26 protein-coding genes and 1 tRNA gene are annotated in these 25,227 nt (G+C 42.3%); 19 read left to right on the top strand and 8 right to left on the bottom strand.

The genetic code is table 11. From position 1 onward, the window contains the following. The first annotated feature begins 47 nt into the window (after positions 1–47). Together WCV65_RS07225 and WCV65_RS07230 are read left to right on the top strand one after the other, a co-directional pair. A complete protein-coding gene (locus tag WCV65_RS07225; RefSeq protein ID WP_338782195.1) occupies positions 48–659 on the top strand; it encodes an SAM-dependent methyltransferase in 612 nt (203 codons plus the stop codon). Between the two features lie 133 nt (positions 660–792). Continuing rightward, positions 793–1,281 carry a DinB family protein gene (locus WCV65_RS07230; RefSeq protein ID WP_338781210.1) on the top strand — a complete coding sequence of 163 codons (489 nt, stop codon included), beginning with the start codon at positions 793–795 and terminating at the stop codon, positions 1,279–1,281. Between the two features lie 82 nt (positions 1,282–1,363). Here the strand turns inward: WCV65_RS07230 and WCV65_RS07235 are convergent, their stop codons facing one another. Genes WCV65_RS07235 through WCV65_RS07250 form a run of 4 tightly spaced genes read right to left on the bottom strand, consistent with a single transcriptional unit; the run spans position 1,364 to position 4,831 of the window. Further along, on the bottom strand, positions 1,364–2,065 hold the full coding sequence (locus tag WCV65_RS07235) for an ABC transporter permease (protein ID WP_338781212.1): 702 nt from the start codon (positions 2,063–2,065) through the stop codon (positions 1,364–1,366). A gap of 17 nt (positions 2,066–2,082) precedes the next feature. Further along, positions 2,083–2,997 carry an osmoprotectant ABC transporter substrate-binding protein gene (locus WCV65_RS07240; protein ID WP_338782197.1) on the bottom strand — a complete coding sequence of 305 codons (915 nt, stop codon included), beginning with the start codon at positions 2,995–2,997 and terminating at the stop codon, positions 2,083–2,085. 19 nt (positions 2,998–3,016) lie between these two features. Continuing rightward, positions 3,017–3,670 (bottom strand): ABC transporter permease, encoded by a 654-nt coding sequence (locus tag WCV65_RS07245; RefSeq protein WP_035409113.1) that lies wholly within the window; start codon positions 3,668–3,670, stop codon positions 3,017–3,019. Between the two features lie 18 nt (positions 3,671–3,688). Further along, positions 3,689–4,831: a betaine/proline/choline family ABC transporter ATP-binding protein gene (locus WCV65_RS07250; RefSeq protein WP_338781215.1), complete on the bottom strand. Its 1,143-nt coding sequence runs from the start codon at positions 4,829–4,831 to the stop codon at positions 3,689–3,691. A gap of 365 nt (positions 4,832–5,196) precedes the next feature. On the opposite strand from WCV65_RS07250, the gene WCV65_RS07255 reads away from it, so the two are divergent. Further along, on the top strand, positions 5,197–5,748 hold the full coding sequence (locus tag WCV65_RS07255; protein WP_338781217.1) for a GbsR/MarR family transcriptional regulator: 552 nt from the start codon (positions 5,197–5,199) through the stop codon (positions 5,746–5,748). Between the two features lie 95 nt (positions 5,749–5,843). On the opposite strand, the gene WCV65_RS07260 is transcribed toward WCV65_RS07255, so the two are convergent. Then, positions 5,844–5,917 (bottom strand) — tRNA-Arg (locus WCV65_RS07260). 118 nt (positions 5,918–6,035) lie between these two features. Between WCV65_RS07260 and WCV65_RS07265 the strand changes: the two genes are divergently transcribed. The 8 genes from WCV65_RS07265 (at position 6,036) to WCV65_RS07300 (ending at position 11,613) form a co-directional block, all read left to right on the top strand. Next, complete coding sequence (locus tag WCV65_RS07265; protein WP_338781219.1) at positions 6,036–6,662, top strand: metal-dependent hydrolase; 627 nt, start codon at positions 6,036–6,038, stop codon at positions 6,660–6,662. A gap of 14 nt (positions 6,663–6,676) precedes the next feature. Next, positions 6,677–7,120 carry a GNAT family N-acetyltransferase gene (locus WCV65_RS07270; RefSeq protein ID WP_338781221.1) on the top strand — a complete coding sequence of 148 codons (444 nt, stop codon included), beginning with the start codon at positions 6,677–6,679 and terminating at the stop codon, positions 7,118–7,120. Between the two features lie 210 nt (positions 7,121–7,330). Then, positions 7,331–7,975 (top strand): hypothetical protein, encoded by a 645-nt coding sequence (locus WCV65_RS07275; protein WP_338781222.1) that lies wholly within the window; start codon positions 7,331–7,333, stop codon positions 7,973–7,975. A 98-nt stretch (positions 7,976–8,073) separates the two neighbouring features. After that, on the top strand, positions 8,074–8,418 hold the full coding sequence (locus WCV65_RS07280) for a hypothetical protein (RefSeq protein WP_035409104.1): 345 nt from the start codon (positions 8,074–8,076) through the stop codon (positions 8,416–8,418). A gap of 129 nt (positions 8,419–8,547) precedes the next feature. Beyond that, the gene (locus WCV65_RS07285; RefSeq protein WP_338782199.1) at positions 8,548–9,348 is read left to right on the top strand and encodes an amino acid ABC transporter ATP-binding protein; all 801 of its coding nucleotides are present in this window, start codon (positions 8,548–8,550) and stop codon (positions 9,346–9,348) included. A 19-nt stretch (positions 9,349–9,367) separates the two neighbouring features. Next, positions 9,368–10,171, top strand: coding sequence for a transporter substrate-binding domain-containing protein (locus tag WCV65_RS07290; RefSeq protein ID WP_338781224.1), 804 nt, complete (start codon positions 9,368–9,370; stop codon positions 10,169–10,171). Positions 10,172–10,231: 60 nt separating this feature from the next. Continuing rightward, positions 10,232–10,885: an amino acid ABC transporter permease gene (locus WCV65_RS07295; protein WP_338781226.1), complete on the top strand. Its 654-nt coding sequence runs from the start codon at positions 10,232–10,234 to the stop codon at positions 10,883–10,885. A gap of 14 nt (positions 10,886–10,899) precedes the next feature. Continuing rightward, entirely contained in the window at positions 10,900–11,613 is a 714-nt protein-coding gene (locus tag WCV65_RS07300) for an amino acid ABC transporter permease (RefSeq protein ID WP_338781228.1), read from the top strand. A 270-nt stretch (positions 11,614–11,883) separates the two neighbouring features. On the opposite strand, the gene WCV65_RS07305 is transcribed toward WCV65_RS07300, so the two are convergent. After that, positions 11,884–12,660 (bottom strand): MBL fold metallo-hydrolase, encoded by a 777-nt coding sequence (locus tag WCV65_RS07305; RefSeq protein ID WP_338782200.1) that lies wholly within the window; start codon positions 12,658–12,660, stop codon positions 11,884–11,886. 499 nt (positions 12,661–13,159) lie between these two features. Between WCV65_RS07305 and WCV65_RS07310 the strand changes: the two genes are divergently transcribed. Next, positions 13,160–15,289, top strand: a complete 2,130-nt coding sequence (locus WCV65_RS07310) for a YhgE/Pip domain-containing protein (protein ID WP_338781230.1) — start codon at positions 13,160–13,162, stop codon at positions 15,287–15,289. Between the two features lie 44 nt (positions 15,290–15,333). Here WCV65_RS07310 and WCV65_RS07315 read toward each other — a convergent pair whose 3' ends face one another. Together WCV65_RS07315 and WCV65_RS07320 are read right to left on the bottom strand one after the other, a co-directional pair. Next, entirely contained in the window at positions 15,334–15,786 is a 453-nt protein-coding gene (locus tag WCV65_RS07315; RefSeq protein WP_035409345.1) for a GNAT family N-acetyltransferase, read from the bottom strand. A 75-nt stretch (positions 15,787–15,861) separates the two neighbouring features. Further along, complete coding sequence (locus WCV65_RS07320; RefSeq protein WP_035409093.1) at positions 15,862–16,383, bottom strand: hypothetical protein; 522 nt, start codon at positions 16,381–16,383, stop codon at positions 15,862–15,864. Positions 16,384–16,730: 347 nt separating this feature from the next. Here WCV65_RS07320 and WCV65_RS07325 point away from each other — a divergent pair, with 347 nt between their 5' ends. The 7 genes from WCV65_RS07325 (at position 16,731) to WCV65_RS07355 (ending at position 25,167) form a co-directional block, all read left to right on the top strand. Then, positions 16,731–17,843 carry an IS110 family transposase gene (locus WCV65_RS07325; protein WP_338777767.1) on the top strand — a complete coding sequence of 371 codons (1,113 nt, stop codon included), beginning with the start codon at positions 16,731–16,733 and terminating at the stop codon, positions 17,841–17,843. 655 nt (positions 17,844–18,498) lie between these two features. Next, positions 18,499–20,730, top strand: coding sequence for a helix-turn-helix domain-containing protein (locus WCV65_RS07330; RefSeq protein WP_338781235.1), 2,232 nt, complete (start codon positions 18,499–18,501; stop codon positions 20,728–20,730). Next, entirely contained in the window at positions 20,714–20,926 is a 213-nt protein-coding gene (locus tag WCV65_RS07335) for a hypothetical protein (protein WP_035409087.1), read from the top strand. Before WCV65_RS07330 ends, WCV65_RS07335 begins: the two co-directional genes overlap by 17 nt. An 86-nt stretch (positions 20,927–21,012) precedes the next feature. Then, on the top strand, positions 21,013–21,984 hold the full coding sequence (locus WCV65_RS07340) for an ABC transporter permease subunit (RefSeq protein ID WP_231889957.1): 972 nt from the start codon (positions 21,013–21,015) through the stop codon (positions 21,982–21,984). 10 nt (positions 21,985–21,994) lie between these two features. Beyond that, the gene (locus WCV65_RS07345) at positions 21,995–22,867 is read left to right on the top strand and encodes a carbohydrate ABC transporter permease (RefSeq protein ID WP_035409086.1); all 873 of its coding nucleotides are present in this window, start codon (positions 21,995–21,997) and stop codon (positions 22,865–22,867) included. 58 nt (positions 22,868–22,925) lie between these two features. Further along, entirely contained in the window at positions 22,926–24,500 is a 1,575-nt protein-coding gene (locus WCV65_RS07350) for an extracellular solute-binding protein (RefSeq protein ID WP_338781239.1), read from the top strand. A gap of 55 nt (positions 24,501–24,555) precedes the next feature. Then, complete coding sequence (locus tag WCV65_RS07355) at positions 24,556–25,167, top strand: YesL family protein (RefSeq protein ID WP_338781240.1); 612 nt, start codon at positions 24,556–24,558, stop codon at positions 25,165–25,167. The last annotated feature ends 60 nt before the right edge of the window (positions 25,168–25,227 follow it).

Here is a 25,227-nt window from a genome sequence, read left to right on the forward strand (position 1 = left end):
TATCGCAGAAAAGAGAAGGTAAATTGGCTGCAGAAAGAAGGGGCTACATGGAAGAAGAGTACGAGCAGCTTATGAATATTCGGACAGGGATTCATTTAGAAGATATAAAGCAAAAAATGAATGTTCATTACAATCCCTATGAACCGACGCCCTACGCTGCTCTGGACATATTATTTCAGCAATATAAACTGGATAGCAGTGACCAAATCGTAGACTTTGGGTGCGGGAAAGGACGGCTTGCTTTTTACATCCATTACTTTTTTCATGCAGCTGTAACGGGTGTTGAAATGAGTGAGGCGCTTTACAGTGAAGCCGTTGAAAATAAAGACTATTACGTGGAACAGGTTCCTGATGGGGAAGAGCAGATTCAATTCTGCTGCTGCCTCGCAGAAGAGTATGACATTCATCCGCTCGACAACCGCTTTTATTTTTTTAATCCATTTTCCATCCAGGTATTCTATAAAATCATTGGAAATATATTGCTCTCCATGGAGCAGTCAGGTAGAGATGTAGAACTGGTATTATATTATCCTTCAGAAGAGTACATTATGTTTCTGGAAAACCAGACAATTTTTGAGTTGAAAGAAGAAATTCAGCTCCCTGGTTTGTATGAGAATAATCCCTCGGAGAAGTTTTTGGTTTACTGGGTTCCATATTAGATTGTGGTGAAGCCAGGTTTCCACTCAAATCTGAGAAGGATTAAACAACGTTAATAATCCTTCAGTAAATAGAGGTTTATTAATCCCTTTTACTGAAGCAGTCTTTATATCTTTGTTATAGGCGGGTGTTGTGATGCTGCACCATGAATATGAGTGGGTCCGGCAAACCAGAAAAATTCTATTGGATTATTGCAAAGAAATAAACCCTGTTCATCTTAATCAATTAAATGGTTTCGGTTGGCAGAGTATAAGAGACACATTTGTACATACAGCAGATTGCTACGTGGCATGGCTTGGATCATTTGTTTTATTGAAGACTAAAAAACCACTTACACCTAAGGAAGAATTAAATCATTATGGTTTAGAAGAAATCACGCTTCGATTTGAGCAAGTGGATAAAATTGTCATGGAGTTATTAGAGCATCATGGTCATAACTTGAATGTGCAAATTGAGAGAGAGATCCCTTGGAGAGAAGCTTCTGAACGAATTTCGATTACTCCTGGCAAACTGCTGGCGCACGCCATTACTCACGAGTTTCATCACAAAGGTCAAATAGCAGCGATGCTCCGGGAGATGGGGTATGAACCTCCTAATACAGATATTTTAGGAACAGATGATTAAATTTTGTTTTTTGGTAATGGAAAGGATAGCATAAGAAAGGCTTGGAATCATCCAAGCCTTTCTACTGTGCTGTTTATGCCTATTATGAAGTACGGACTTCTGAAGGGGCAGTGTTTTCTGAACCGCTGCTCCATATCTTTTTCTTTTTAGCCGGTGAAAGAACCTTTTCAAGCCAGCCTAAAAGCAAGTCAGCCAGAACAGCCATCAAAGCTGTCGGTATGGCTCCAGCCAATATAATCGCCGTCCCGTTTGTAGCATTTGTTCCGCGCACTATGATGTCACCCAGTCCGCCTGCCCCTACAAATGTTCCGATGGCGGTGATCCCGATTGCGATAACCAGTGCAGTACGAAGTCCTGCCATGATGACCGATAGCGAGAGCGGCAATTCGACCATCGTCAGAATCTGAAGCTTTGTCATCCCCATTGCTTTACCGGATTCTAAATATGCATTTTCGATGCTCACAATCCCGGTATATGTGTTCCGGATGATCGGGAGAAGCGAATAGAAGAATAATGATAGAATGACTGTATTGACTCCAAGACCCATTACAAGCATTAGGACAGCAAGCATGGCAAGCGCCGGAATCGTTTGTATGACATTAGTTATGGAAAAAATCCACTTGCTGAGCTTTCGATATCGGGCAATGAAAATCCCGGTGGGAATCCCAACAATGGCTGCGAAAAATACCCCGTAGGCAGACATGAGGAAGTGACGGTAAAATTCATGGAGCACATAGGCTCCATTCTGGGAATAATACGTCCAAAGCTGCTCCAGCACATTCATGTAAAACACCTCCAATTTCACTCGAAATAATGGTTCTTCTTAAGGAATTCCTCCGCTACAACAGATGGTTCTTTTAAATTTCCATCCACTTCATAGTTCAGTTCCTGCATCGTCTCTGTATCAATCTTGCCAATCAGCTTGTTCACGATCCCTTCAAGCTCTGGATGTTCTTTCAGCACTTTTTTTGGTATGACAGGAGAACAGTCGTAAGGAGGGAAATATTTTTTATCATCCTCTAAAATTTTCAGGTTATAGGCTTTAATTCTTCCATCAGTAGAGAAGGCGAGAACGATGTCCATTTTTTTGTTTTTAACAGCATCATAGACAAGACCTATTTGCATAGGATAGGTTTGTCCAAACTCGATGCCATATGTTTCAACAAATCCCTGGTAGCCATCACCTTTTCTCTTCAGCCACGCGTTATCCACTCCAAGCTTATAGCTGTTCGCATCTTTCGTTAAATCGGATACCTTTTCCAGATTATTCTCTGCGGCCAGCTTATCCGTGACCGTAAAGGCATATGTATTATCGAAACCAAAAGAGTCAAACCATTTGTATTCGAACCGCTTGTCGAATTCATCCTGTACAACTTTTAAAGCTTTTTCAGGATCTTTAATGGCATCCATTCCAAGTGTGCTTGTCAGATCAGTTCCTGAATACCGTGTAGCAGATATATCCACATCTCCTGACAGCATAGCTTGATGCTGTACATAATTGGATCCCAGATTTTTAATCAGCTCTGTATCTAAATCCGTATTTCGCTGAATTAATTGTGCAATCATGTTTGCAAGAATCTCAGATTCCGTGAGGTTTTGAGATCCGATTTTAATAGTTGTGTCCGAAGCTCCGCTTAAGCCGGGAAGGGAGCAGCCGGTTAAGATGATGGAGAAGGATAATAGAATGACCGTTATTACTCTTTTAGCTTTATTCATTTTCAAGACTGCCGCCTCCTCATGCAACTTCCTTCATCCCTTTGATTCCCTTAGGTGTTACTTTATCTTCGGTAATGGAAAGGATGTAATCAATTACTACAGCGAGTATCGTTACAGGCACCGCTCCGCCGATAATAAACTCAGGCTGATACAGGTTCAAACCTATGAATATATAATCTCCAAGTCCGCCACCGCCAATGAAGGATGCGAGTGTAGCCCAGCCAATCAGGTAAACGGTAGATGTCCGGATTCCAGCCATAATAATAGGAATGGACAATGGAATTTCAACGTACCTGATTTGTTCCCATACCGTCATGCCTACCCCTTTTCCAGACTCTAAAAGGTTCTTGTTCACCCCGCGGACACCCGTATAAGTATTACGCAGGATTGGCAGGACGGAATAGAAAAACAGAGCCGCGATGGCTGGGACTTTTCCTATGCCGAGCAACGGAATAAAAAAGGCAAGGATTGCGAGACTGGGCAATGTCTGAATAATATTTACAAAACCGATAATTACGCCTGCGCCTTTTTTCATTCTTGTCAGAGCAACGCCCATCGGGACAGCAACGATGATGCCGAATAGGACGGCAATTAATGAAATGTAGAGATGCTCCCATGTTTTATAAAGCATTTCTACTCCGTTTGTTTGCAGAAATTCAATGATTCCGTTCATGCGGAAGCCTCCTTTCTATTAAGATGAAACAACATGAATTTCCTCGTCACCCCAAATGGAATCATACACAATATCCACCAGGCTCGCTCTGGTCACAATGCCGACCAGGCGCTTATTTTCATCGACAACAGGGACATATTTCATCCCTCTTTTTAGGATTTTCCTCACCGTGTCCCGAACCAGTGTATCTTTTTGAACAGTAAATACTTCAGTGTTAAGGACATCGCCAACGAAGGTTGCTGTCTTTCGGTTCAAGTCAATGGATTCAACGTCTATGTATCCTTTTAAAACCCCGTTTTCTCCAACTACCAGCAGGGAATCTACGCGATGCTGCCTCATAATTTGAATGGCGTCAGAGAGTGTTTTGTCCGTCGTAACCGTAATCGGATTTGGATTCATCAGCTGCTCGACACGCTCAAGGTTCGGGCGTGCTTGAAGCAAACGTTCTTTTCCTATAAATTCTTCAACAAATTCATTTGCTGGATTTCTTAAAATTTCATCAGGCGAACCAACCTGTACAATTTCTCCATCGCGAAGGATCACAATCCTGTCAGCGAGCTTAATCGCTTCATCCATGTCATGGGTGACAAAAACAATGGTTTTATGCAAGGTCTTCTGAAGCTTCTTGAATTCTTCCTGAAGAGCATCACGTGTAATGGGATCAAGCGCTCCGAAAGGTTCATCCATAAGGATCAATGGAGGATCAGCTGCAAGGGCCCGCAGCACGCCGATCCGCTGCTGCTGCCCTCCGCTCAGTTGGTGAGGGTAGCGGTCTAAATATTCAGGTCCCATATCAACAAGCTTAAGAAGTTCTTCGGCCCTGGCTCGTTTTTTGTCTTCCGGCCATTTTAATAATTTTGGGACAAGGACGATATTCTGCTGAATGGTCATATGCGGGAATAATCCAATCTGCTGAATCACGTAACCGATTTCACGTCTGAGCTTAACAGGATCTTTATCCAGAATGTTTTTTCCTTCAATAAAAATGCTTCCTTTTGAAGGTTCGATCATTCGGTTAATCATTTTCATCGTTGTCGTTTTACCGCAGCCGCTTGGTCCGATAAAGCAGATGAATTCGCCTTTTTCAATTTCAAGGTTTATTTCTTTTACTGCATGTTTTCCGCCTTTGTAGATTTTTGATAGATTAGTTAGTTTTAGCAAATGCCTGCACCTCCGTTTAGTAAATCTGTTGTCTTTTTGATCTGTTGAAAATGTTTTTGGATTTAACCCTGCACCGTTTATGTTTCTAGAGAGAAATAGCTTTAAAGAGAAAAAAGATTTTAAGTATAATGAAACCTATTATAGAGTAAACTTTGTAAAATATAAAGTTTATGAACTTTACGTACAATTTTTAATGTATATTATGGGCCGATATAGGGTATAAGGTTTATACCCATACATAGGAAAAACTAATCATAGTTTCCCGTTTTTTCGGCAAAATTCTAAATTTTTCAGTAATGTTATATGTGAGGAAAATATGGTATTTTAAAAAATGAGTTCGTATTTGGATGAAGGGAAGAAGGATAATGAACGAGAGGGCCCTGAATAAAATCAAACACACTGAGGATCAGTTCATTGAAAGAACTGCTGAAAATATGGCTGCTTTTGGAGTATCCGGAACAGTTGGAAGAGTCTTAGGCATTATTTATCTGAATAAGGAACCATTAACATTAGATGAGCTATCCCACGCTACCGGTATGAGCAAAACGCGAATGAGCCAGGTTGTGAGGGAAATGCTTGATTTGAATATTGCTGAAAAGGTTTTTGAAAAGGGTGCACGCCGGGATAAATATAATGTGGAGCAGGATCATTATCAGACATTTATCTCTTTGTTTTCCGCCAACTGGAGTAAAATTGTCAGCAGAAATAAAATAACAGAGAAAAAAATCCGCAGAGAATTGCTGGAGGCCTTAGAGGAAGAAGGTCTTACGGAAGAGATTGAAGCCAGGCTGAACCTGCTTTTGACTGAGACAAAGCGCTGGCTTGAATATTATCATTGGATGGATTCTCTAATTGAATTTTTTGAAAGCGAAGAGATCTTTAAACATGTCCCGAAGCCGCAAAGTGATAAAGACTGACTGATTTTTGCCGGAGCCAATGAACGGATAAAGATTCTGGCAGCAAAAAAGCCTGGCATCCCTCATACAAGGGATGCCAGGCTTTTTTTGTTAGACGTCCCAGGCGAGATTCGAACTCACGGCCTACAGCTTAGGAGGCTGTCGCTCTATCCTGCTGAGCTACTGGGACACAGAACAATAGTATAATCCAAATTCTTTAGAAGGTCAAAGAAAAAGCTATAGATGCGAGCGTATGTTTGCTATAATGATTGAGGAACTACATAACAGCTAGAATAGGCGGAATGATGATGAGGGGAAGTTCACATGCTTTTATAGGCGGCGCAGCTGGAATGGCTGTCGCGTATACGCAGCACGCAGATCCAATGACTGCTGCATCTTTAATAGGGATTGGGGTGCTATCCGGACTTGTACCTGATTTGGATGTAAACGGAAAGCTTTCAAACACCATTACCTCGAGGAAATGGATTTACGGGCTGCTGGCTCTAATTGGAATTCTCCTGGCAAGTGATAGTGCGTTTACAGAAAGAGGAACAGAACAATGGATCGGAATGATGATTGGTGCAGGTTTAATTGCTCTCCCAAGAATTTTTATGAAAAAGAGAACCATTCTTTTAATGACGGGCATTGTTATAGCGGGTGCCGGTATTGTTATGAATGAAATCTGGATCATCATGATGGGCCTCTATATTTCAGCTGCTTCCCGCCAGCCGCATCGGGGCATTACGCATTCGCTGGTCGGTCTCGTTTACTTCTGTGTTATTGGTTATTACCTGGAGCAGGATTTGCAGGTTCCCGGTATTTTCTATGCATGTGCAGCAGGATATGCCAGTCATTTGATCGCTGACTTGAAAGTCCTGCCGGTGAACCGGAAAGGGGTCAAGTGGTTTCAGCCTTTATCCAAAAAAGAATTTTAATGAGGTGACAGCCAGTGGGATGGGTAATAAAACGATTTAATGAACTGACGATCCAGGAACTTTATTCGGTTTTAAAAGAGAGAACGCAGGTATTTGTAGTAGAACAGAACTGTCCTTATCTTGAGGCGGACGGAAAAGATTTGCATTCCTGCCATCTATATTATGAAATAAACGGAACGATTGCAGCTTACGCAAGACTGCTTCCACCTGGTATTTCTTTCAAAGAAGCATCCATTGGCCGGGTATTAGTGAAAGCAGAATACAGAGGACAAGGTTTAGCTGCACAATTAATGAATCATGCATTGGAATTCATCGGAAAAGTTCATACAGGATCCTCCGTTAAGATACAGGCACAGGAGTACTTGAGAAACTTTTACGGATCCTTTGGATTTGAAGCTGTGACAGATACCTATTTGGAGGATGGAATTCCCCATCTTGATATGATTCTGAGAAAATGAGAAATAGTTTGATAAAACGGATAAGGATTTTCTTCATCCAAGAATTTATCTGGCCAGCTTTTTACTTTTGAATTTAATTGTTTCATAAATGAAACCTTATGCTGCGATGTTTCGACAAATTCAATGAAAGTTCTTCAATGATTTTCCTCTATTTCATTATTTTATGGTAACATTATCAATGGAATTTTAACTTGGGAGGTATTATCCATCATGTTCAAGCAGATCATTACATTAGCAGCAGCCATCATGCTTATTTTCGCTGCAGGCTGCCAATCACAGGGAGCAAGCGAGAAAAGAGCTGTACCAGCCGCAGAGAATGAACAAGAACCTGCGCAAAATGATGTAACAGAAGAACCGGCTAAAGAGGAAGCACCAGATCAGGGAACGACGCCAGAAGAACCGGCTCCTGAACAAGAAGAGCCATCAGCACCGGCGGACGGGGATACAGCTGCTGAGACGGAAGAGCCCGCACAGGATGAACCTGCAGAAGAACCTGCTCAAGAAGAAGATACACATTACGTTTCTCCTTTCGAAATGAGAGATGAAATTTCTATTGGTTTAACAAAAGAAGAAGCCGAGGACGTTCTGCAAAACACACAGCCGGTTGAAGTGACAACTGAAGACGGCAAAGCGCTTCGCTACGATTACATGCCGCAGGATGGATATAAATCATCTGCTGCAGATCCGGATGTAGAAGCTATTAAAGCAGGCAAACTTGAATCACAAGTCTTCATTTACTATACTCCCGAAAATACGGTGGAACGTTTCCGCATCTATCATAAAACTGATGATGGGAAAGCGATTGAATACCGTGATGAGGGCAATGGAGAAGGAACAGAAACCATTCTGAATTAATAGAAGCCGCAAATCCATTTGGATTTGCGGCTTTTTTGGACATGTTTTAGTCTTCATCTGAATAGATTAATAAAAAAGACAGTGGGAGAGAACCTCTTATGAGCCTGAAAAAGAGCTTTTGGCCGGCAGTGATGGCGGTTTGCATCATCGGAGCTTCTGTTTATATGAGCTCCTGGGATGTCAGGAATGAAGAGACTCATAGTCCGGTTATGCTTAGCGGGGAAGAGACTATTTCCGTTCAAGGCAAGGCTGCCGGAGCAGCAGAAGATCCGTATGATTTGGAAAACAAGCTTGTAGGAACGAAGCAGGTCATGGATGATGGGATTGCCTATAAAGTGGAAACGTATCAGGAATTTGAAATCTTTAAAAGTGAAGATGGAAGCACAGTTAAAGAGATTCCAACCGCCAATTTTAATTATTTAAGATATCGTGTCGAGAAGTAGGACTTTGCATAATCAGCAAAGTCTTTTTTGGGGAGATTTTCTTACAATTTATACAAAAAAATAAGAATTTTGTCAGTTAAGGCAGGAAAATAGGCAATTTAATGGAATTATTATTACTCAAGTCAGAAAATTCGTATTTTTCAGGAGCAGCAGGCTTTAAATCTGAGCCGAGTACATACAAGCATAGGGGGGGGTGCAGGATTGATTTCTTTTCGAAAGGTTAATAAGCATTTTGGAGATTTCCAAGTACTGACCAATATCAATCTTGAGGTCGCTGAAGGAGAGGTCGTCGTCGTCGTCGGGCCTTCCGGTTCTGGCAAAAGCACGATGCTCAGGTGCATCAACCGTCTGGAAACTATTACAGATGGCGAGCTGGTTGTGAACAAGGAACCTGTTCATGACAAGAAGGTCAAAATCAATGAGCTTCGAAAAAACATCGGGATGGTGTTTCAGCACTTCAATCTTTACCCTCATCGGACTGTTTTGGAAAACATTACGCTCGCTCCAAGAAAAGCACTCAAGGTTTCCGATGAAGAGGCGAAGAAAACAGCGATGTATTATTTGGAAAAGGTCGGGATTCCTGACAAGGCTGACTCTTACCCTGCTCAGTTGTCGGGGGGACAGCAGCAGCGGGTAGCGATTGCCAGAGGTCTTGCGATGAAGCCGAACATTATGCTATTTGATGAACCGACTTCTGCGTTGGATCCGGAGATGATCGGCGAAGTGCTGGATGTCATGAAGACACTCGCCAAGGATGGCATGACGATGGTCGTGGTTACCCATGAAATGGGCTTTGCCCGAGAAGTAGCCAACCGGATTGTATTTATGGACCATGGACACATTTTGGTTGATAGCGAGCCGGATGAGTTTTTTACTAATCCGAAAGAAGAACGGGCAAAAGTGTTTCTAAGCAGGATTTTAAATCATTAATACACAGGGGGAATGCTGGATGAAAAAACAGGCTAGATGGTTTCTTAGCGCACTGCTGATTGTTGTACTTGCACTTGCTGCGGGGTGCGGGAGCAGCGGCTCATCAGGATCGGAAAAGAAAAATACACTTGAAGCAATTAAAGACCGTGGAAAACTCGTCGTCGGAGTGAAATACGATACGAACCTGTTCGGATATAAGGATCCAGCAAGCGGAAAGGTTGAAGGGTTCGATATTGATGTAGCAAAAGCTTTGGCGAAAAAAATTCTTGGAGATGAAAGCAAGATTGAGCTAAAAGAGGTTACATCGAAAACGCGCGTGCAAATGCTTCAAAATGGTGACATTGACGCGATCATTGCGACGATGACCATTACGGAAGACCGTAAAAAAGAAGTGAACTTCTCAGATGTGTATTTTGAAGCAGGACAGTCTCTTCTTGTAAAAAAAGGCAGTGATATTAAGAGTGTAGAAGATTTGAAAGGCAAAAAGGTTTTAGCTGTTAAAGGATCTACTTCTGTAGCGAATGTTAAAGAGAAAGCTCCTGATGCAGAAGTTCTTGAATTTGAGAACTATGCAGAAGCGTTCACCGCATTGAAATCGGGTCAGGGAGATACGCTGACTACAGATAACTCCATACTTTACGGAATGGCTGCACAGGATTCCAATTATGAATTGGCAGGCGAACCATTCACAGATGAGCCTTATGGAATCGCAATTGTTAAGGGTGACGATGAGTTCACGACGTATGTTAATGACTTCCTTAAGGAACTTAAGGACAGCGGAGAGTATGACAAAATCAAGCAAAAATGGATCAAAGAAGAATAGGAGTTAAGCGTGATGGGTGGGCTTCCTGCTCATCCATCTTCTGCTTGAAAGGAGACCTTCATGCTCGACTTCACCATACTAATCGATAATTTGGATGTATATTTGCAAGGCTTCGGAAATACGGTAAAGACAAGTGTGATCGCTCTTATCTGCAGTTTTATTCTCGGGGTCATTATTGCCGTTATGAGAATTTCTCCAATGAAGGTCTTGAGTGCTGCGGGAACGGTCTACGTCGAATTTGTCCGGAACATTCCGCTGATTTTAATTGCTTTTTTCTTTTTCTACGGTTTGCCGGCCCTTGGATTTAAACTGAATGGCTACCAATCCGGGACGGTGGCGCTGACGATTTATACAGCTGCTTTTATAGCGGAAGCTGTCAGAGCTGGAATTCAGTCCGTTTCAAAGGGACAAATGGAAGCGGCAAGGTCATCAGGGCTTACTTATATTCAGGCGATGAGGTATGTCATTTTGCCGCAGGCGATCAAAATCGTGATTCCGCCCCTTGGAAATCAATTTATTAATCTCGTCAAAAATTCCTCCATACTTGGAGTGATAACAGGACTGGATTTAATGTACTTCGGAGATTCGGTTGCATCGAAAACGTACGTGATTTTTGATACGTATATTTTTGTCGCGATGTTCTATCTCGTACTGACAATCCCGCTGAGTATTTTTGTCGGATACCTGGAACGCCGGCTTGCGGTTAGCGGATAAGGAGGGAGCAACTTATGGATTTTATCGGAGCCTATTCAATCGGAAACATAAACTATTTGCTCGCAGGCCTTCTCAACACACTGCTCATGGCCTTGATTGCAATCATATTCAGCTTTATAATCGGCAGCGTGCTCGGCATTCTGAGATATGCTAAAATTCCTGTTGTTTCACAGCTCGTTATTGTTTGGGTTGAAACGATCCGGAATCTGCCGCTGCTGCTCATTATTTTCTTTACGTATTTTGCGCTGCCGGAAGTGGGAATTAAGCTTGATGTTATTGTTGCGGCGATCGTTGCTTTAATTGTTTTTGAATCGGCCATGCTGGCGGAAATTGTCAGAAGCGGATTGAATTCAATTGAAAAAGGGCAAATTGAAGCATCAAGGGCTTCGGGTTTAAGCTGGATGCAAACTATGTGGCATATCATTCTTCCTCAAGCGCTGAGAAGAATGGTTCCCCCTATTGTGAGCCAGTTCATTTCTCTGTTAAAGGATACGTCTCTTGCGGTGGTCATAGCCATGCCAGAGCTTCTCCATAACGCTCAGATTATTAATGGGAAAAATGTGAACTACTTGATTCCAATTTTCCTTCTTACAGCCCTATTGTATTTTGCCGTTAATTACACCTTATCCATTGTGGCAAGGAGGCTGGAAAACAAAGAGCGGTCAAGTAAAAAGACAACGGGAAAAACAATCCTTCGTCAAGATAAAGCTGGCGGGGAAGCGATCTAGGCTCAAAAAGGGGCTGCGTGTTTTCATATTTTACAATGCTTATTTAAACTCGTCCAGCTTAAAGAAGGTGTTTGCAAATAGGTGCAGGCAGGTCAAGTGATCCAGGCTGCCATGCAGGGGACTCAACTGTCCCGCTGCTGGTAGCTTTAATCTGCAATGGTGAAAGGTTTATGATCCTTATTTCATAATAAAAACCCGGAAAAGCGTTTCCGGGTTTTTATATATGATTTACTTGGCAAATCTTTTTAATTAGCCTTTTCCGTCATGATTTTATTGTTTTTCGGGTACTGCTTTTTCGTCAAAATTCAGAGCAAGATCCAGAAGTCCATCTGCAAGACCTGTTCCTCTCATTGGTCTTCCATGACCAGTTATGGCAACTGTTGGCTTTAAGTTTTCCAGATTGCGTACAGAGTCCTTTGCTTTTTCCCATTGAAAAGTAAAATACTGAGGGGGTCCGCTTACTTCCTGATCTTGGATTATGACGTGATAAAGAGATTCCTGTTTGACCGTAACGAATGCATCGCCTGCAATCAAAACGCGGTCTTCCTCACGGAAAAGGGAAATGTGTCCGCGCGTATGACCAGGCGTGTGAATCCAGCGCCAGCCTCTTAAAAGAGGAATCGTTCCATCCGAAGGGAGTTCTTTTGCATAATTTTCAAGATTGATTGCTTTGTTGGGGTAAAATGGAGACAATTTGGCCATCAATCCTTTAGGAAGCGGATTTCCTTCAGGATAATCTTCTTTTCCGGTTAAATAAGGGATTTCAAAAGGGTGGGCATAAACGGGAATATTCCAATGCTCTACCAACTCGATAATTGCTCCCACATGATCGAAATGTCCGTGTGTCAGGATGATCCCTTTAGGTTTCACGCCCTCCGGAAGATGATTTTCAGTAAATTCAATGATGGTTTCAGAGGATCCTGTCATACCAGCATCAACAAGGAACCATGTATCATTTACAAACTGGTCATTAATGAGGCAAACGTTCACAATTTGTATCGTCTTGCAAAAAACTCCGGGTGCGGCTCCTTCTTCATGGCCGCTCATGACGGAAACAGCGGGAATATGTTTATAGTCTTTACCGTATTGCAAGTAAGATCAGCTCCTTTGCTTTTCTTATTATGCTTATTACCCGGTTCGTCCATGTAAAAAAAACCGGCACGAAATGCGGCCGGTACTAAAATTTTTTCGTTTTTTCTTTATGAAGTTCGTCAAGTTTGGCCTCTATGCGGTCAAGCTGTTTTTTGGAGCGCGAATTGGATTGGAAAAACCGCACGAAAATCGCTCCTGCGAAAAATAATAGGCCGAAACTAAAAATCTGAAACAATAGATCCCCTAAATTAAAATGCATGTCTCCACCCCTTTTTCCTTAGTATATACACTGGATACTAAGACAAAAAGAGAGCAGGGAACTTTTCATTGCTGCCCTCTGCAATTCCTGTTTTGCAATGGATAATAAAATAGTTATGAAAGATTATGGCTATTTGCGCATTCATCACCCGTTATCCGGCAAACTAACCGTATTCTAACTGCGGCGGTGAATAAGATGAAAGCAATTTTTTCTATTTACGGGAATGACCTTAAACGAATTGCAGCCAACTGGGCAGCCCTGATTATGACTGCCGGACTTATCCTTCTTCCAAGCTTTTATGCCTGGTTCAATATTAAAGCATCATGGGATCCCTATGGACATACGGATCAAATCAAAGTAGCGGTAACAAATTTAGATGAAGGGTCAAATCTTCAAGGGAAGGGCGTGAACCTAGGAAAGGAGATTGTTTCAACTTTACGAAAAAACGACGCCTTTGATTGGCAGTTCGTAAACAGGAAAAAAGCGATAAATGGGGTTCAGCATGGTGATTATTATGCCAGGATGGAAATTCCTGATGATTTTTCACGAAAAATCGGCACTGTCGTTTCTGACCGCCCAGTTCAGCCTGAGATTATCTATTCTGTGAACGAAAAGATCAATCCAATCGCTCCTAAAATTACTGGGAAAGGAGCAGAAACGATCATTGAACAGGTAAGCTCTAACTTTGTAAAGGAAGCGACGAAAGCTATTTTTGAAGAATTCAATAAGCTGGGGATCAAGCTCGAAGAAGAACTTCCAACCATTCAAAAGCTGGAATCGCTTATTTTTAAATTGGAGGGTGAATTTCCGGAGATTAAAAAAATCCTGAATACAGCAGCAGAAGACACGGATCAGTCACAGCGATTAGTGAATGAAGCGCAAAAACAGCTTCCTATCGCAGCAGGTCTGTCTTCAAAAGGAATGAAGGTTTCAGAATCTGTTCAAGACGTTTTGAATAAAAGCGAGAAAGTTTTTCAAAACCTGCCGCAAGTGATGAAAAGTGATTTAGGCTTGCTGCAGGATATATTTACATCATTAGAAGGAACAGCAGATGAATGGGCAGATCCAAATCTCAATCCCGCAACACTGGAAGAGGCGGGAAAAAGACTTTCTGCAGCAGCGGCATTGTCAGGTGCACTCGCTGACGTTCTAGACAGGCTAAACGCGCAGGCGGAAACATCTCTACTTGATGTACCAATTGAACGTTTAAAAGAGATTCAGTCAGAGAGCAGGCAGCAGGAGGATCTTTTGAAAAAGCTTTCCGCTGTTACAAATCAGGCGAAGAGAGAAAAGCAGGCAAAAGAGCTCAAAAACCGGTTAGCCGGTACTCGTGCAAAAGCGGGTGAAATGCTTAATACATTCGATTCGTCCATTCAGCCGAAAATTCAAGAAGCGTTAAATGAGGCCCAGAAATCTGCGGATCAGGCTGACTCCATTTTGTCTGAGATCAACAGCAGCATACCGGACGTTCAGAAGATATTGAATGATGCAGAGAAGGGTCTGGCGCTGGGCGGGAACAAAGTAGGGGAATTTCAGAAAGAGCTGCCGCTTCTTGAAAAGAAAATCGGAAAACTCGCAAGTGATATTCGAGCGTTTAAAGAGACAAATAATATCAACAGCCTCATTGAATTGCTCCAGAATGACGCAGAAAAGGAAAGCAGCTTTTTCTCTGAGCCCGTAAAACTAAAGCATGAGCGGATGTTTCCCATCCCGAATTACGGTTCAGCTCTGGCACCCTTTTATACCGTTCTTTCCTTATGGGTCGGCTGCGTTCTACTCGTTTCCCTACTGTCAGTTGAAATACATGAAAATCGCCGTTACAGGAGCATGCACGTTTACTTTGGCCGTTTTCTAACATTCTGGACAATTGGATTATTCCAGGCATTAATTGCTTCAGCGGGAAATGTGTATATACTCGGGGTATATGCGGTCCATCCTGGATGGCTGATTCTTTTTTCTCTATTGATCAGTACCATATTCATGCTGATCGTTTACTCCCTTGTTTCAGTTTTTGGAAATATTGGAAAGGCGTTCGCCATCATCATGCTTGTCCTGCAGCTTGCGGGTTCAGGAGGGACATTTCCCATTCAGGTTACCCCGCCTTTCTTCCAGGCAATCAATCCTTTCCTTCCGTTCACTTACGCAATCAGTTTGCTTCGGGAGGCAATCGGAGGAATCTTATGGGACATCGTTAGAATGGATGCAGCCAGAATTATTATATATGGCGCAGCAGCCATATTGTTCGGTGTATTCCTGAAAAAACCGATTAATAAGGCATCGGAGGGATTTAGAAGGAAATTGGCGGAGTCGAAATTGATTCATTAATCGGGCGGGGAAACGGCCAATTCAGAATGCGAAGCAGCTGAAGGTTATAAATCCATTGCCAGCCGTACCATATCCACACATTGAATCCCGTTCTCATAAATTTTTTCTTCATAGTGGCGGATGAAATAGTCTCTGTCTATTCCAGTAATTCGGAATCCGCATTTCTGATAAAGAGCGATCTGGTCAATACTTGAATTTCCGGTGCCGATTTCAATCGCGTGAGATCCTTGCAGCCGAGCTTGCTCAATCGCATGGAGGACAAGCTTTTTTCCAATTCCTTTCCCCTGGTGTGGTGCCGAAACAGCTATGTTTACAAGCTCGGCAGTACCCGGTCTGGTGGGAAGCAAAACACATTCCCCAATAACTGAATCACTAAGCAGTGCTATAAAACAGCTGCCTCGCTCAAGGTATTTCCTTATTTGACGTTCAGATGGATCAGCTTGTAATAGCAAATCGATTGGAGCATCTTCATGGTTTTGCAGCTTGCGAATTTCCAACAGGATCACCCATTCTCTTTTTTCTCAGAATACCACGAATGACAAAAAAAGGCTGCCCCATATATAGAGGCAGTCTCACCCATTGATCCAAAGTATTTCTCCGCACTTATTTTCACTGTCCAAATCCACATTAAACTGATGTTTTTTATAGAAATGAACGAGGCGGTCAACGTGATCCCAGTCCCGTTCTGCAATATCCCCGACAATGTATGGAATATTGTTTTGGCGTGCCTTTTGCTTCAGGTAATTCATACAAATAGAGCCATATCCTTTGTTGGAAGGACCTTTAATGTCCCCTATTTTAATGGTGTCGTCTGTTTTGTAGGTTGCCTGTATGCTGAAGTCCCACATTCCTTTATAGGCAGTCTCGCAATCATTTATCATGATTTTACACGCATTTCCATCATCTATTGCGTGGACAATCACCCATTTATCCTCACTCGTCTGGTCAATGCCGAGCACTTCGCCTCTGCCGTTTTTAGCAATATCTTTGATGTTTGCCTGCATTCTGAAAAGCTGCATCTCCAGCTCTTCTTTTTCCTCCAGTATCTCTTCTGCGTCCTTTTCCTCTTCAGGTCTGGTATCCGCGAGAAGCATGATATGCGCCTCCTTTTTTAAGAAATAATTCTAAATCTACAATCTATCTGCATGGAATCAGAGAAAAATCTTGAGCCCATATGCCGTTCGGTAACACACACAATTTTATAATTTTAAGCTGTGTTAAAGCGCTATGATGATTTTTTAACACCTGTTGATTGGAGTGGAAGGCGTGAGACTCCTGTGGGAGCAGCGGGACAGGTGAGACCCCGCAGGCGCAAAGCGCTGAGTTATCATGAACGAAACTAGCCCCTTACTCGTAAAATCGTAGGTTGATTTGGTTAGACTGTTTTTGTCAAACAAAACAAAACCAAATCAGAGCTACATTACGGAAGGAGCTAGCTATTATGCAGGATACCATTAAATACGTAGGTTTAGACGTATCAAAAGAAAATATTGCCGTTGCGGTCGCAGAAGAAGGACGGGAAGCACCGAGATACTGGGGGGTCATTCCTCATACGCCTGAAGCCGTAAAAAAATTGATGAAGAAGCTGGGCAGCCCAAAGTCCCTTCGTGTCTGTTATGAAGCCGGTCCTACCGGATATCCGTTATACAGACTATTACTAACATTGAACATTCATTGTTCAGTGATTGCCCCAACTCTTATTCCGAAAAGGCCTGGAGATCGAATTAAAACCGATCGCCGAGACTCTGTTCGTCTGGCTCAATTATATCGGGCTGGGGAGTTAACGTCCGTTTATGTTCCTACTCCAGAAGACGAAGCCCTTCGGGATCTGGTACGTTGCCGGGAAGATGTGAAAGAGGATGAGTTAAGGGTGAAACACCGGTTAAGCAAATTTTTACTACGCAACGATATTAAGCCACCGGCAGGTGTAAATAAGTGGACCAACAAGTACTTCAGATGGCTGGATACCCTTCATTTTGAGAATTCTTCTTTGCGGGTTACGTTTCAGGAGTACTATTATCAGCTTAAAGAAATCGGTCAAAGACTCTTAAGGCTGGAAGAAGAAATTCGGGTTCACTCAAATGAAGGGGTACATGCCCGGAAAATTCAGGCCCTCCAATGTTTGAGAGGTGTTGCCCTTGTCACCGCCTCGAGTGTTGTGGCAGAAATAGGTTCGTTTAAACGATTCCCAACCCCTAATCACTTCATGGGGTATGTCGGGTTGATTCCAAGCGAATATTCGAGTGGAGAAAGCAGACGGCAAGGAAATATAACCAAGACAGGAAATCGGCATGTACGACGGTTATTGGTCGAAGCCGCTTGGAGTTACCGATATAAGCCTGCGGTTAAAGGAGAATTGGCACGAAGACAAAGTGGACAATCTCCGACCATTCAGGCCATATCCTGGAAAGCACAAAATCGCCTTCATCAAAAGTATTACCGCTTACTATCCAGAGGAAAAGAGAGCAGTAAAGCCATAACAGCTGTAGCGAGAGAGTTAGCTGGGTTTATTTGGGCCGTGATGCAAGAAGTCGAAGATGTCCCAGAATCGTAAAAAGATGTCGTGATCCTGACGTGTTGTAGACCGATTCAAAATAGAATAGGGAGAATAGGGCTCGAAGGCAAAGAGTAAAACCGGAAAGGAAAATCCACGCGCCTCCTCTGTGCTAGTCCCATGTGGATGAACGCACGTCCCGAGTTTGTGGAAAAGTCCTTTATACGGAAAGATAAAATGTGAGAACCCACGAATATCAGAGTGCTAACCGCCGTTGAAATTTTTGCCTTCGTGCCGTGTCCTTCCTGTCTATTCTATAAACAAGAAAGGAATTATATTCAGTCGCTGCCTGTCAAATAAAACACAAAAAAAGAAGCGAAATACGCTTCTCTTCTTAAAGCTGTTCAAAAACAAAGTAAAACATTAGGTTGCAGGGGGCTCTTGAAAGTTTCGTTCATATCAGGAGGCTCACCGCCCCACGGAAAACGAACGCCTGCAACGGAAATCAACAGCTAAGTTTAACAAAAATATATTCTACAAAAAATGAGACAGAAATTCAAATTGCATGCGAAAAAGATTTTTTCTTTCAAAACCTATACGGTACAGGGGATTAGGGCAATATTTCTTGATCAAGAGAATAATAAATTGAAGGATTTGGAAGCGGGTTAATCGAAAATATAGAACAAAAGACAGATTGCAAAAGGGGGCAGCAGGGATGTGGAAAAATAAATTCTTCCGGACTCTTTTATATTCATTTTGCTTCATTATCTTAATTTATTCCGTGGGCACTCTTGCTGTCTATTATTCGAAAAATATGGAAATCAGCCGGGTCGAGCGAAGCAGCAGCCAAAAACTGCTTTTGCAGCAGGCCCAGGATATGATGGATCAGCGAATTCAAGTGGCTCTTAATGGAATGATTCAGCTGGAAACGAGTGAAGCCTTCAAAGATTATACGGATCTCGCCCGCTCTGACTTAAAGTATTATCACATGGGGAGGGTCCTTCAGGAGATTCAGCGAAATAAAACCGCTTTTTCTAACTATGACTATGATATAGCTCTAATGCTGCAGGATGACAGTACCGTGATAACCTCCAGCTATACGATGTCTGCGGACAATTTTTTCAAAGAGCTTTCTATGACGAATGAAGCTAAGCGAAAGTTTGAAGCTTTTGCTAAGGATTCGAGCTGGTCAAGCTACTTTGAAACCATTACGCTAACAGGAACGGAACATTCCGATACTCTTACATTAGTAAAAAAATATCGGGTAAGCACCGCTAAAACCGTCCTGTTTTTTCTCTCTTTTAAGAAAATGAATTTGCTCCCCGAAGCATTTGAAAACCAGGATGATGCACTGATGATCGTTTCAGGGACAGAAGTGTTTTCGCTGGATCAAAAGAAGAAGGAAGGACTGATTTTAAAGGGGAACGTTACAAAAGAAATTAATCGCAAAAATGAGCAGATTCCCGCTTATTACAAATTTGAGGAAGATGGCTATATTATACACTCCATTGGATCCAAAAGCCTCAAGGGTCTTAGCTATGTGTATATCACACCTAAGATTGCACCGCAAACTGATCAAAATAGCCAATGGCTCGCAGCTGCCCTTATTCCTGCACTTTTACTTCTTGCGGGAATCCTGATGGCTTGTGTTCTCATTTGGAATACGTATAAGCCGGTTCATAAAATGGTTGCAGCATTAAAAGAGGAGTATCCGATGAAGGCAGGAGAAGATGAATTTGTCTTTGTTCAGGCAACGGCTCTGCGTATGAAAGAGGTTAATCATGAACTCACGAATGTGATCAAACAAAGTGAAGTTCCTCTTAAAATGAAATTTTTATGGGATGTGCTACATGGCATTGCTGCAGAAAAGGTCATTTTAAAAGGAATCAGCCAATTTCGAATGTCCCAATACGAGGAGAGGACGGTTGTATCGATTATCGAATTCGATTACAGCAGTGTCCGCTTGCTCAATGAAGGAAGAACAAAACTAGGCAGGCAGGCGGTTAAGCTGTTAGAGGATGTATTGGGGGAGGGGATTCCATTTGAAATGGTCGAGCTTGCCCCGGGGAAATCCGCATTAATTACAGCAAGCCTTTCTGTTTCAACATTGAAAGAGAAGCTTTCTGCGGCTCTGATGATTGTAGACCGGGAAATCAGTCAATACATTACCGTTTCCATCGGACAGGAAGTAAAGAGCTTATATGAGCTGGACCAATCATTTCAGCAGGCGTCCGAGGTATTGGAAAACAGGCTTTCTATGGAAAAAAAGCAGATTTTAAGCTGGGATGATTTGTCTCTTAAACAAAAACGATCCTTTTTTTATCCGTTAGAGGTCGAAAAAGAACTCATTCATTATTTTGTTCAGGGTAAAAAGGAGGAAGCGTTTCAAATTCTGAATCGGATTCTTGAAGAAAATCTTGAAGAAAAGAATCTTGATAAAGCAGCACTCTCTCAGTTTGTCTTTGCTATGGCAGGAACCGTTAACCGAATTGTTCAGTCATCGGCAAGGGTGCCGGGGGATGAGATGCTGCATTTGGAGATGAGTGCCATTCGGGATCGGGAAACGCTGAAAGGTGAAATAGTGAAAACTTTCACAAGTGCTTCCGATCGAATCTCATCAGCCCTGCCAGGTCCATCGGCTGCGAGCCGGATTGTCCGGTATATCCAGGGGCACTACAGCAAAGACCTTTCCCTTCAGGATTTATCTGAACACTTTCAGCTAACTCCTAGTTATATCAGCACCATATTTAAAGAATATACCGGGGAAAATTATAAAGAGTATTTAAATCGTTTTCGAATTGAAAAGGCAAAGGAACTTCTTGCAGGAAAAAATATGAAAGTAAATGAGGCGGCAAGGCTGGTTGGCTATAACAATGTAAATACGTTTATCCGGATCTTTAAAAAATACGTAGGATTATCACCCGGGCAATATGAAAAAACAGACTAAAACAGGGGGGCTGCTTCCTGTTTTGTTTTATTTGATGGTTGAGGCTGCTGCATGCTGTCGATTTCAAGCATCAGGAATGCCGCCTCATCGCGGCATTTCTGATGGTCTTCCTTTAATGCAGAAAGTAGCTATTTTTTTCGATAAACCTCCATTTTTTCAACTAGTTCTCTATTTTAATAAAAATGAGTATCTCTAAAGAAAAATTGAGATAGTAGCTGAATCCTCTTAGCGATTATGATGAAATTGTAGAAAGCGCTTACAAAAAAGAGAGGGGATGTATAATTGGAAACACCCATTTTAGAAAGGAAATCACCTGAAGTAAAAACTGTACCAGCCAAAATACCCTTTCTCCTGTCAGTAAGGAACAGTCTGATTCGGGATCGGTATCTGTATCTGATGCTGATTCCGTTTATTCTCTGGTACATGATCTTTCAGTATAAGCCGATGGCAGGACTGCAGATTGCATTTAAAGATTACAGTTTATTTAAAGGAATCGCGGAAAGCCCCTGGGTCGGTTTTGATAACTTTATCCGTTTTTTTGAAAGTGAGTATTTTATCCGGACTCTTACCAATACAGCACTGATCAGCATATATGGGCTTGTTTTCGGATTTCCGGCACCGATTTTACTTGCACTTCTCATCAATGAAGTAAAGAACAAAATGTTTAAAAATACGGTGCAGACACTCACCTATTTGCCGCACTTTATATCTATTGTGGTTATCACTGGGATCATCACCAACATGCTCGCCCCTACAAACGGGCTGGTTAACATTCTGATTGACAAGCTTGGCGGGGAGAAAACCTATTTTTTGACTGAATCCGAGTATTTCCGAACCATTTTTACAAGCATGAACATTTGGAAGGATGTAGGGTTCAACGCCATTATTTATCTGGCAGCGATGGCTGGGATTAATCCAGCCCTTTATGAAGCCTCCAAAATGGATGGAGCAAACCGCTGGCGGCAAATGTGGCATGTAACCCTTCCTGGAATTCTACCGACGATTATCATTTTGTTTCTTATCCAAATCGGTGCTTTTTTGGAAGTGGGATACGAAGCAATTATCCTTCTTTATCAGCCAAGTACTTATGAAACAGCAGACGTTATTAACACCTATGTCTATAGAGCGGGACTACAGGGCGGGGAATATGAGATTGGAGCTGCTGCGGGGTTATTTAACTCCATCGTTGGTCTCATCCTTGTAGTCACAGCCAACAAACTCAGCAAAAAATTCACAGAAAATAGTTTATGGTAGGTGAGTCGTGATGATAAAGAGCAAAAGTGAACGATTGTCTGATGTGTTGATCTATGGATTTCTTGTTCTATTAGCCATCGCGTGCATCTATCCATTCATCTATGTATTTTCAGCTTCCATTAGTTCAGCTCAGTCCGTTATATCCGGAGAAGTTATTTTGTTTCCAAAGGATATCACGTTCATTTCATACGCTAAGGTGCTTCAGGATCCTGACATCTGGACCGCTTACGGGAACACCATATTCTACACGGTTTTTGGAACAGCGGTAAACTTGCTGCTAACGATATGCGGAGCCTATCCTTTATCGAAAAAACGGCTTCGCGGAAAAGCATTTATTGCCTTTTTCATCGCTTTTACGATGTGGTTTCAGGCGGGGATTATTCCTACCTATTTGAATTTTAAAGAGCTGGGCCTGCTCGATACGAGAACCAGCATCATTATTGGATTTGCGGTTTCTACTTTCCTGGTCTTTATTTTAAGAAGCTTCTTCCAATCAATTCCTGATTCATTAGAGGAATCGGCTAAGGTAGACGGGGCAAATGACCTCCAGATTCTGATGAAAATCTACTTGCCATTATCTAAGCCCGCGCTCGTAACAGTTGGCCTGTTTTACGCAGTTGCCCGCTGGAACGGTTATTTTTGGGCGATGGTCCTCCTAAATGATGAAAGCAAAATTCCGCTCCAAGTCATGCTTAAGAAACTGATTGTGGAAATGACGGTCAGTGAGCAGGTTTTAGCAACAGCAGATGCGATGACTGAATTTTCAAGAGAGACGATTATCTATGCGACTATTTTTGTCTCCATCCTGCCAATCATCATCATCTACCCATTCCTGCAAAAATATTTCGTAAAAGGAACCATGCTAGGCGGAGTCAAAGAATAAACGGGTTTACTGATGGAATTCCATCATTTTTATAAAGAATATTAAAGGGGGAGAAACAATGGGAAAATGGAGAAAACTATCATTCGTCCTGGCATCGGGAATGCTTGTTCTATCAGCTGCCGCCTGCAGCAATACAACGAGTGCACCGAAAGAGAAAACAGAGCAAAAGGGTGAAAGCAAGGAAACGAGCGGTCCTAAAGTAAGCGAAAAGCCGATGGAAATGACGATTCACCTTCATTATAATGACGGTCAGGTTATATTTGATGATAATTGGAGCACATTTAAAAAAGCGGCTGAAGTGACGAATGTCTCCCTCAAAGGGGTCGCCCCTAAATCCTCTACAAAAAGCGAGGAAGCATTCAACCTTATGATTGCCTCCGGAAAAATACCGGACCTGGTTTTTGAGAAAAAAGAAAATCTCAATAAGTATGGAAAAGAGGGGGCTTTTGTTCCGCTTGAGGATCTGATTAAAGAACATGCTCCGCATATTCAGAGCTATCTTGATAAAATGCCTGAGATTATGAAGGTTTCAAAGGCAGCTGACGGCCACCTTTACTATTTGCCGTTTATTGCCGACGGGGAAGCGGCTGAAGGCTGGTTTATCCGTCAGGACTGGCTCGATAAGCTCGGCCTTAAAATGCCTCAAACGGTTGACGAATACTACACAGTGCTAAAAGCATTTAAAGAAAAGGATCCAAACGGAAACGGCAAAGCAGATGAAGTTCCGCTATTTTCCCGCATTAATCAGCGCATATTTGACCTGGCAAGTCTTTGGGGAGGGTACGGTGATTTTTATCTCCAGGGAGATAAGGTTGTATATGGTCCAATGGAAAAAGACTTTGGAAATGCCATGGAAAATCTGGCCAAATGGTATAGTGAAGGGCTGATCGATCCTGAAATATTTACGCGCGGCGCTACATCACGCGATGTTCTTTTTGGAAACAATACGGGAGGCTCTACCCATGACTGGTTTGCGAGCACGGTAACATACAATGATATTTCCAAAAAACACACACCGCAATTTAATCTTGTCCCGATGGCGCCTCCTGAAAATTCAAAGGGAGAGCGTGTGGAACCTACAATCCGCTCACCATTTAATAATTACACAGGAGTCGCAATCGGCCATTCTGTAAAAGACCAGGTCGCAGCGATTAAGTATTTAGACTACTTTTTTACAGATGAAGGAAGAAGGCTCATGAACTATGGAGTAGAGGGTGAGACGTACACACTCGAAAATGGAAAACCTACATTTACTAAAGAAGTACTTGGCAGTCCGGATGTCCCTGGAGCATTGCGTGCTGTTGGCGCCCAAATTATGTTCGCCTACCAGCAGGATTTTGAATATGAAAAACAGTGGATGGCTCCGCTCGCGCTCGAGGGAGTAGAGGATTATGTTAAAAACGATTACTTCTTAAAAGAAGTCCCGGCTCTTAACTTTACGGAAGAAGAAGAAAAAATTAAAAACGACATCGGACTGCAAATCATGACTTATCGTGATGAGATGATTCAAAAATGGATGATGGGTGCTGAACCGGTAGACTTTGATAAATTCACGAAACGCCTGAAAGAAATGGGTGTCGATAAATTGATTAAGGTACATGAAGACGCGTACAAGCGATATACAAAAGGATAATTAGAATGGGTCTGGCTGGAAATGGCCAGACCTGTTCGTTTAAGGAGGTTTTATTATGACAACAGCCCTTTACAGGGGAATGGAGTGGACGATGAGGTTTGCTTATGTACAGCTGCTGTGGCTCGTATTTACGATAGCCGGATTGGGCATTTTTGGTGTCTTTCCCGCCACAGTGTGCATGTACACCGTGATGAGAAAATGGCTTCGGGGAGAATCTGAAGCTCCCATTTTGGAAACCTTTAAAAAGACTTGGAGAAGCGAATGGAAAAAGGCGAATCTGATCGGGTTATTCTTTTTACTGGCAGGCTTTGTCCTTTATTTTTATTTGAGATTTGCAATCAGTCTTGAAGGAATTGCAGGCATGGCTCTTTATTTGCTTCTTGCCATGGCACTTTTCATATATGGAATTACTTTTTTATTTGTATTCCCCGCATATGTTCACTTTCAGTCAGGAGTCCGGAGAGCTGTGAAACTGGCGCTCATTTTTGCTCTATCTTATCCTTTTCATTCTGTATCCATGCTTGCAGCTGTAGCTGGATTTTATTTTCTCGCAGTCGTACTGCCCGCAATGATGCCATTTATCAGTTTCAGTTTGCTCGGGTTTTCAATCATGTTTACTGCTAATCTTGCCTTTCTTAGGGCCCTGGGGAAGACGAACCGAGTATAAAGATGTCTTTTCTTTTGGCTGTGTTCGTAAAGTTTGTTGCTTAAGAATAAAAACGTTTAT

Origin of the sequence: Metabacillus sp. FJAT-52054 (genome assembly GCF_037201815.1) — a bacterium.
Classification (GTDB): domain Bacteria; phylum Bacillota; class Bacilli; order Bacillales; family Bacillaceae; genus Metabacillus_B; species Metabacillus_B sediminis.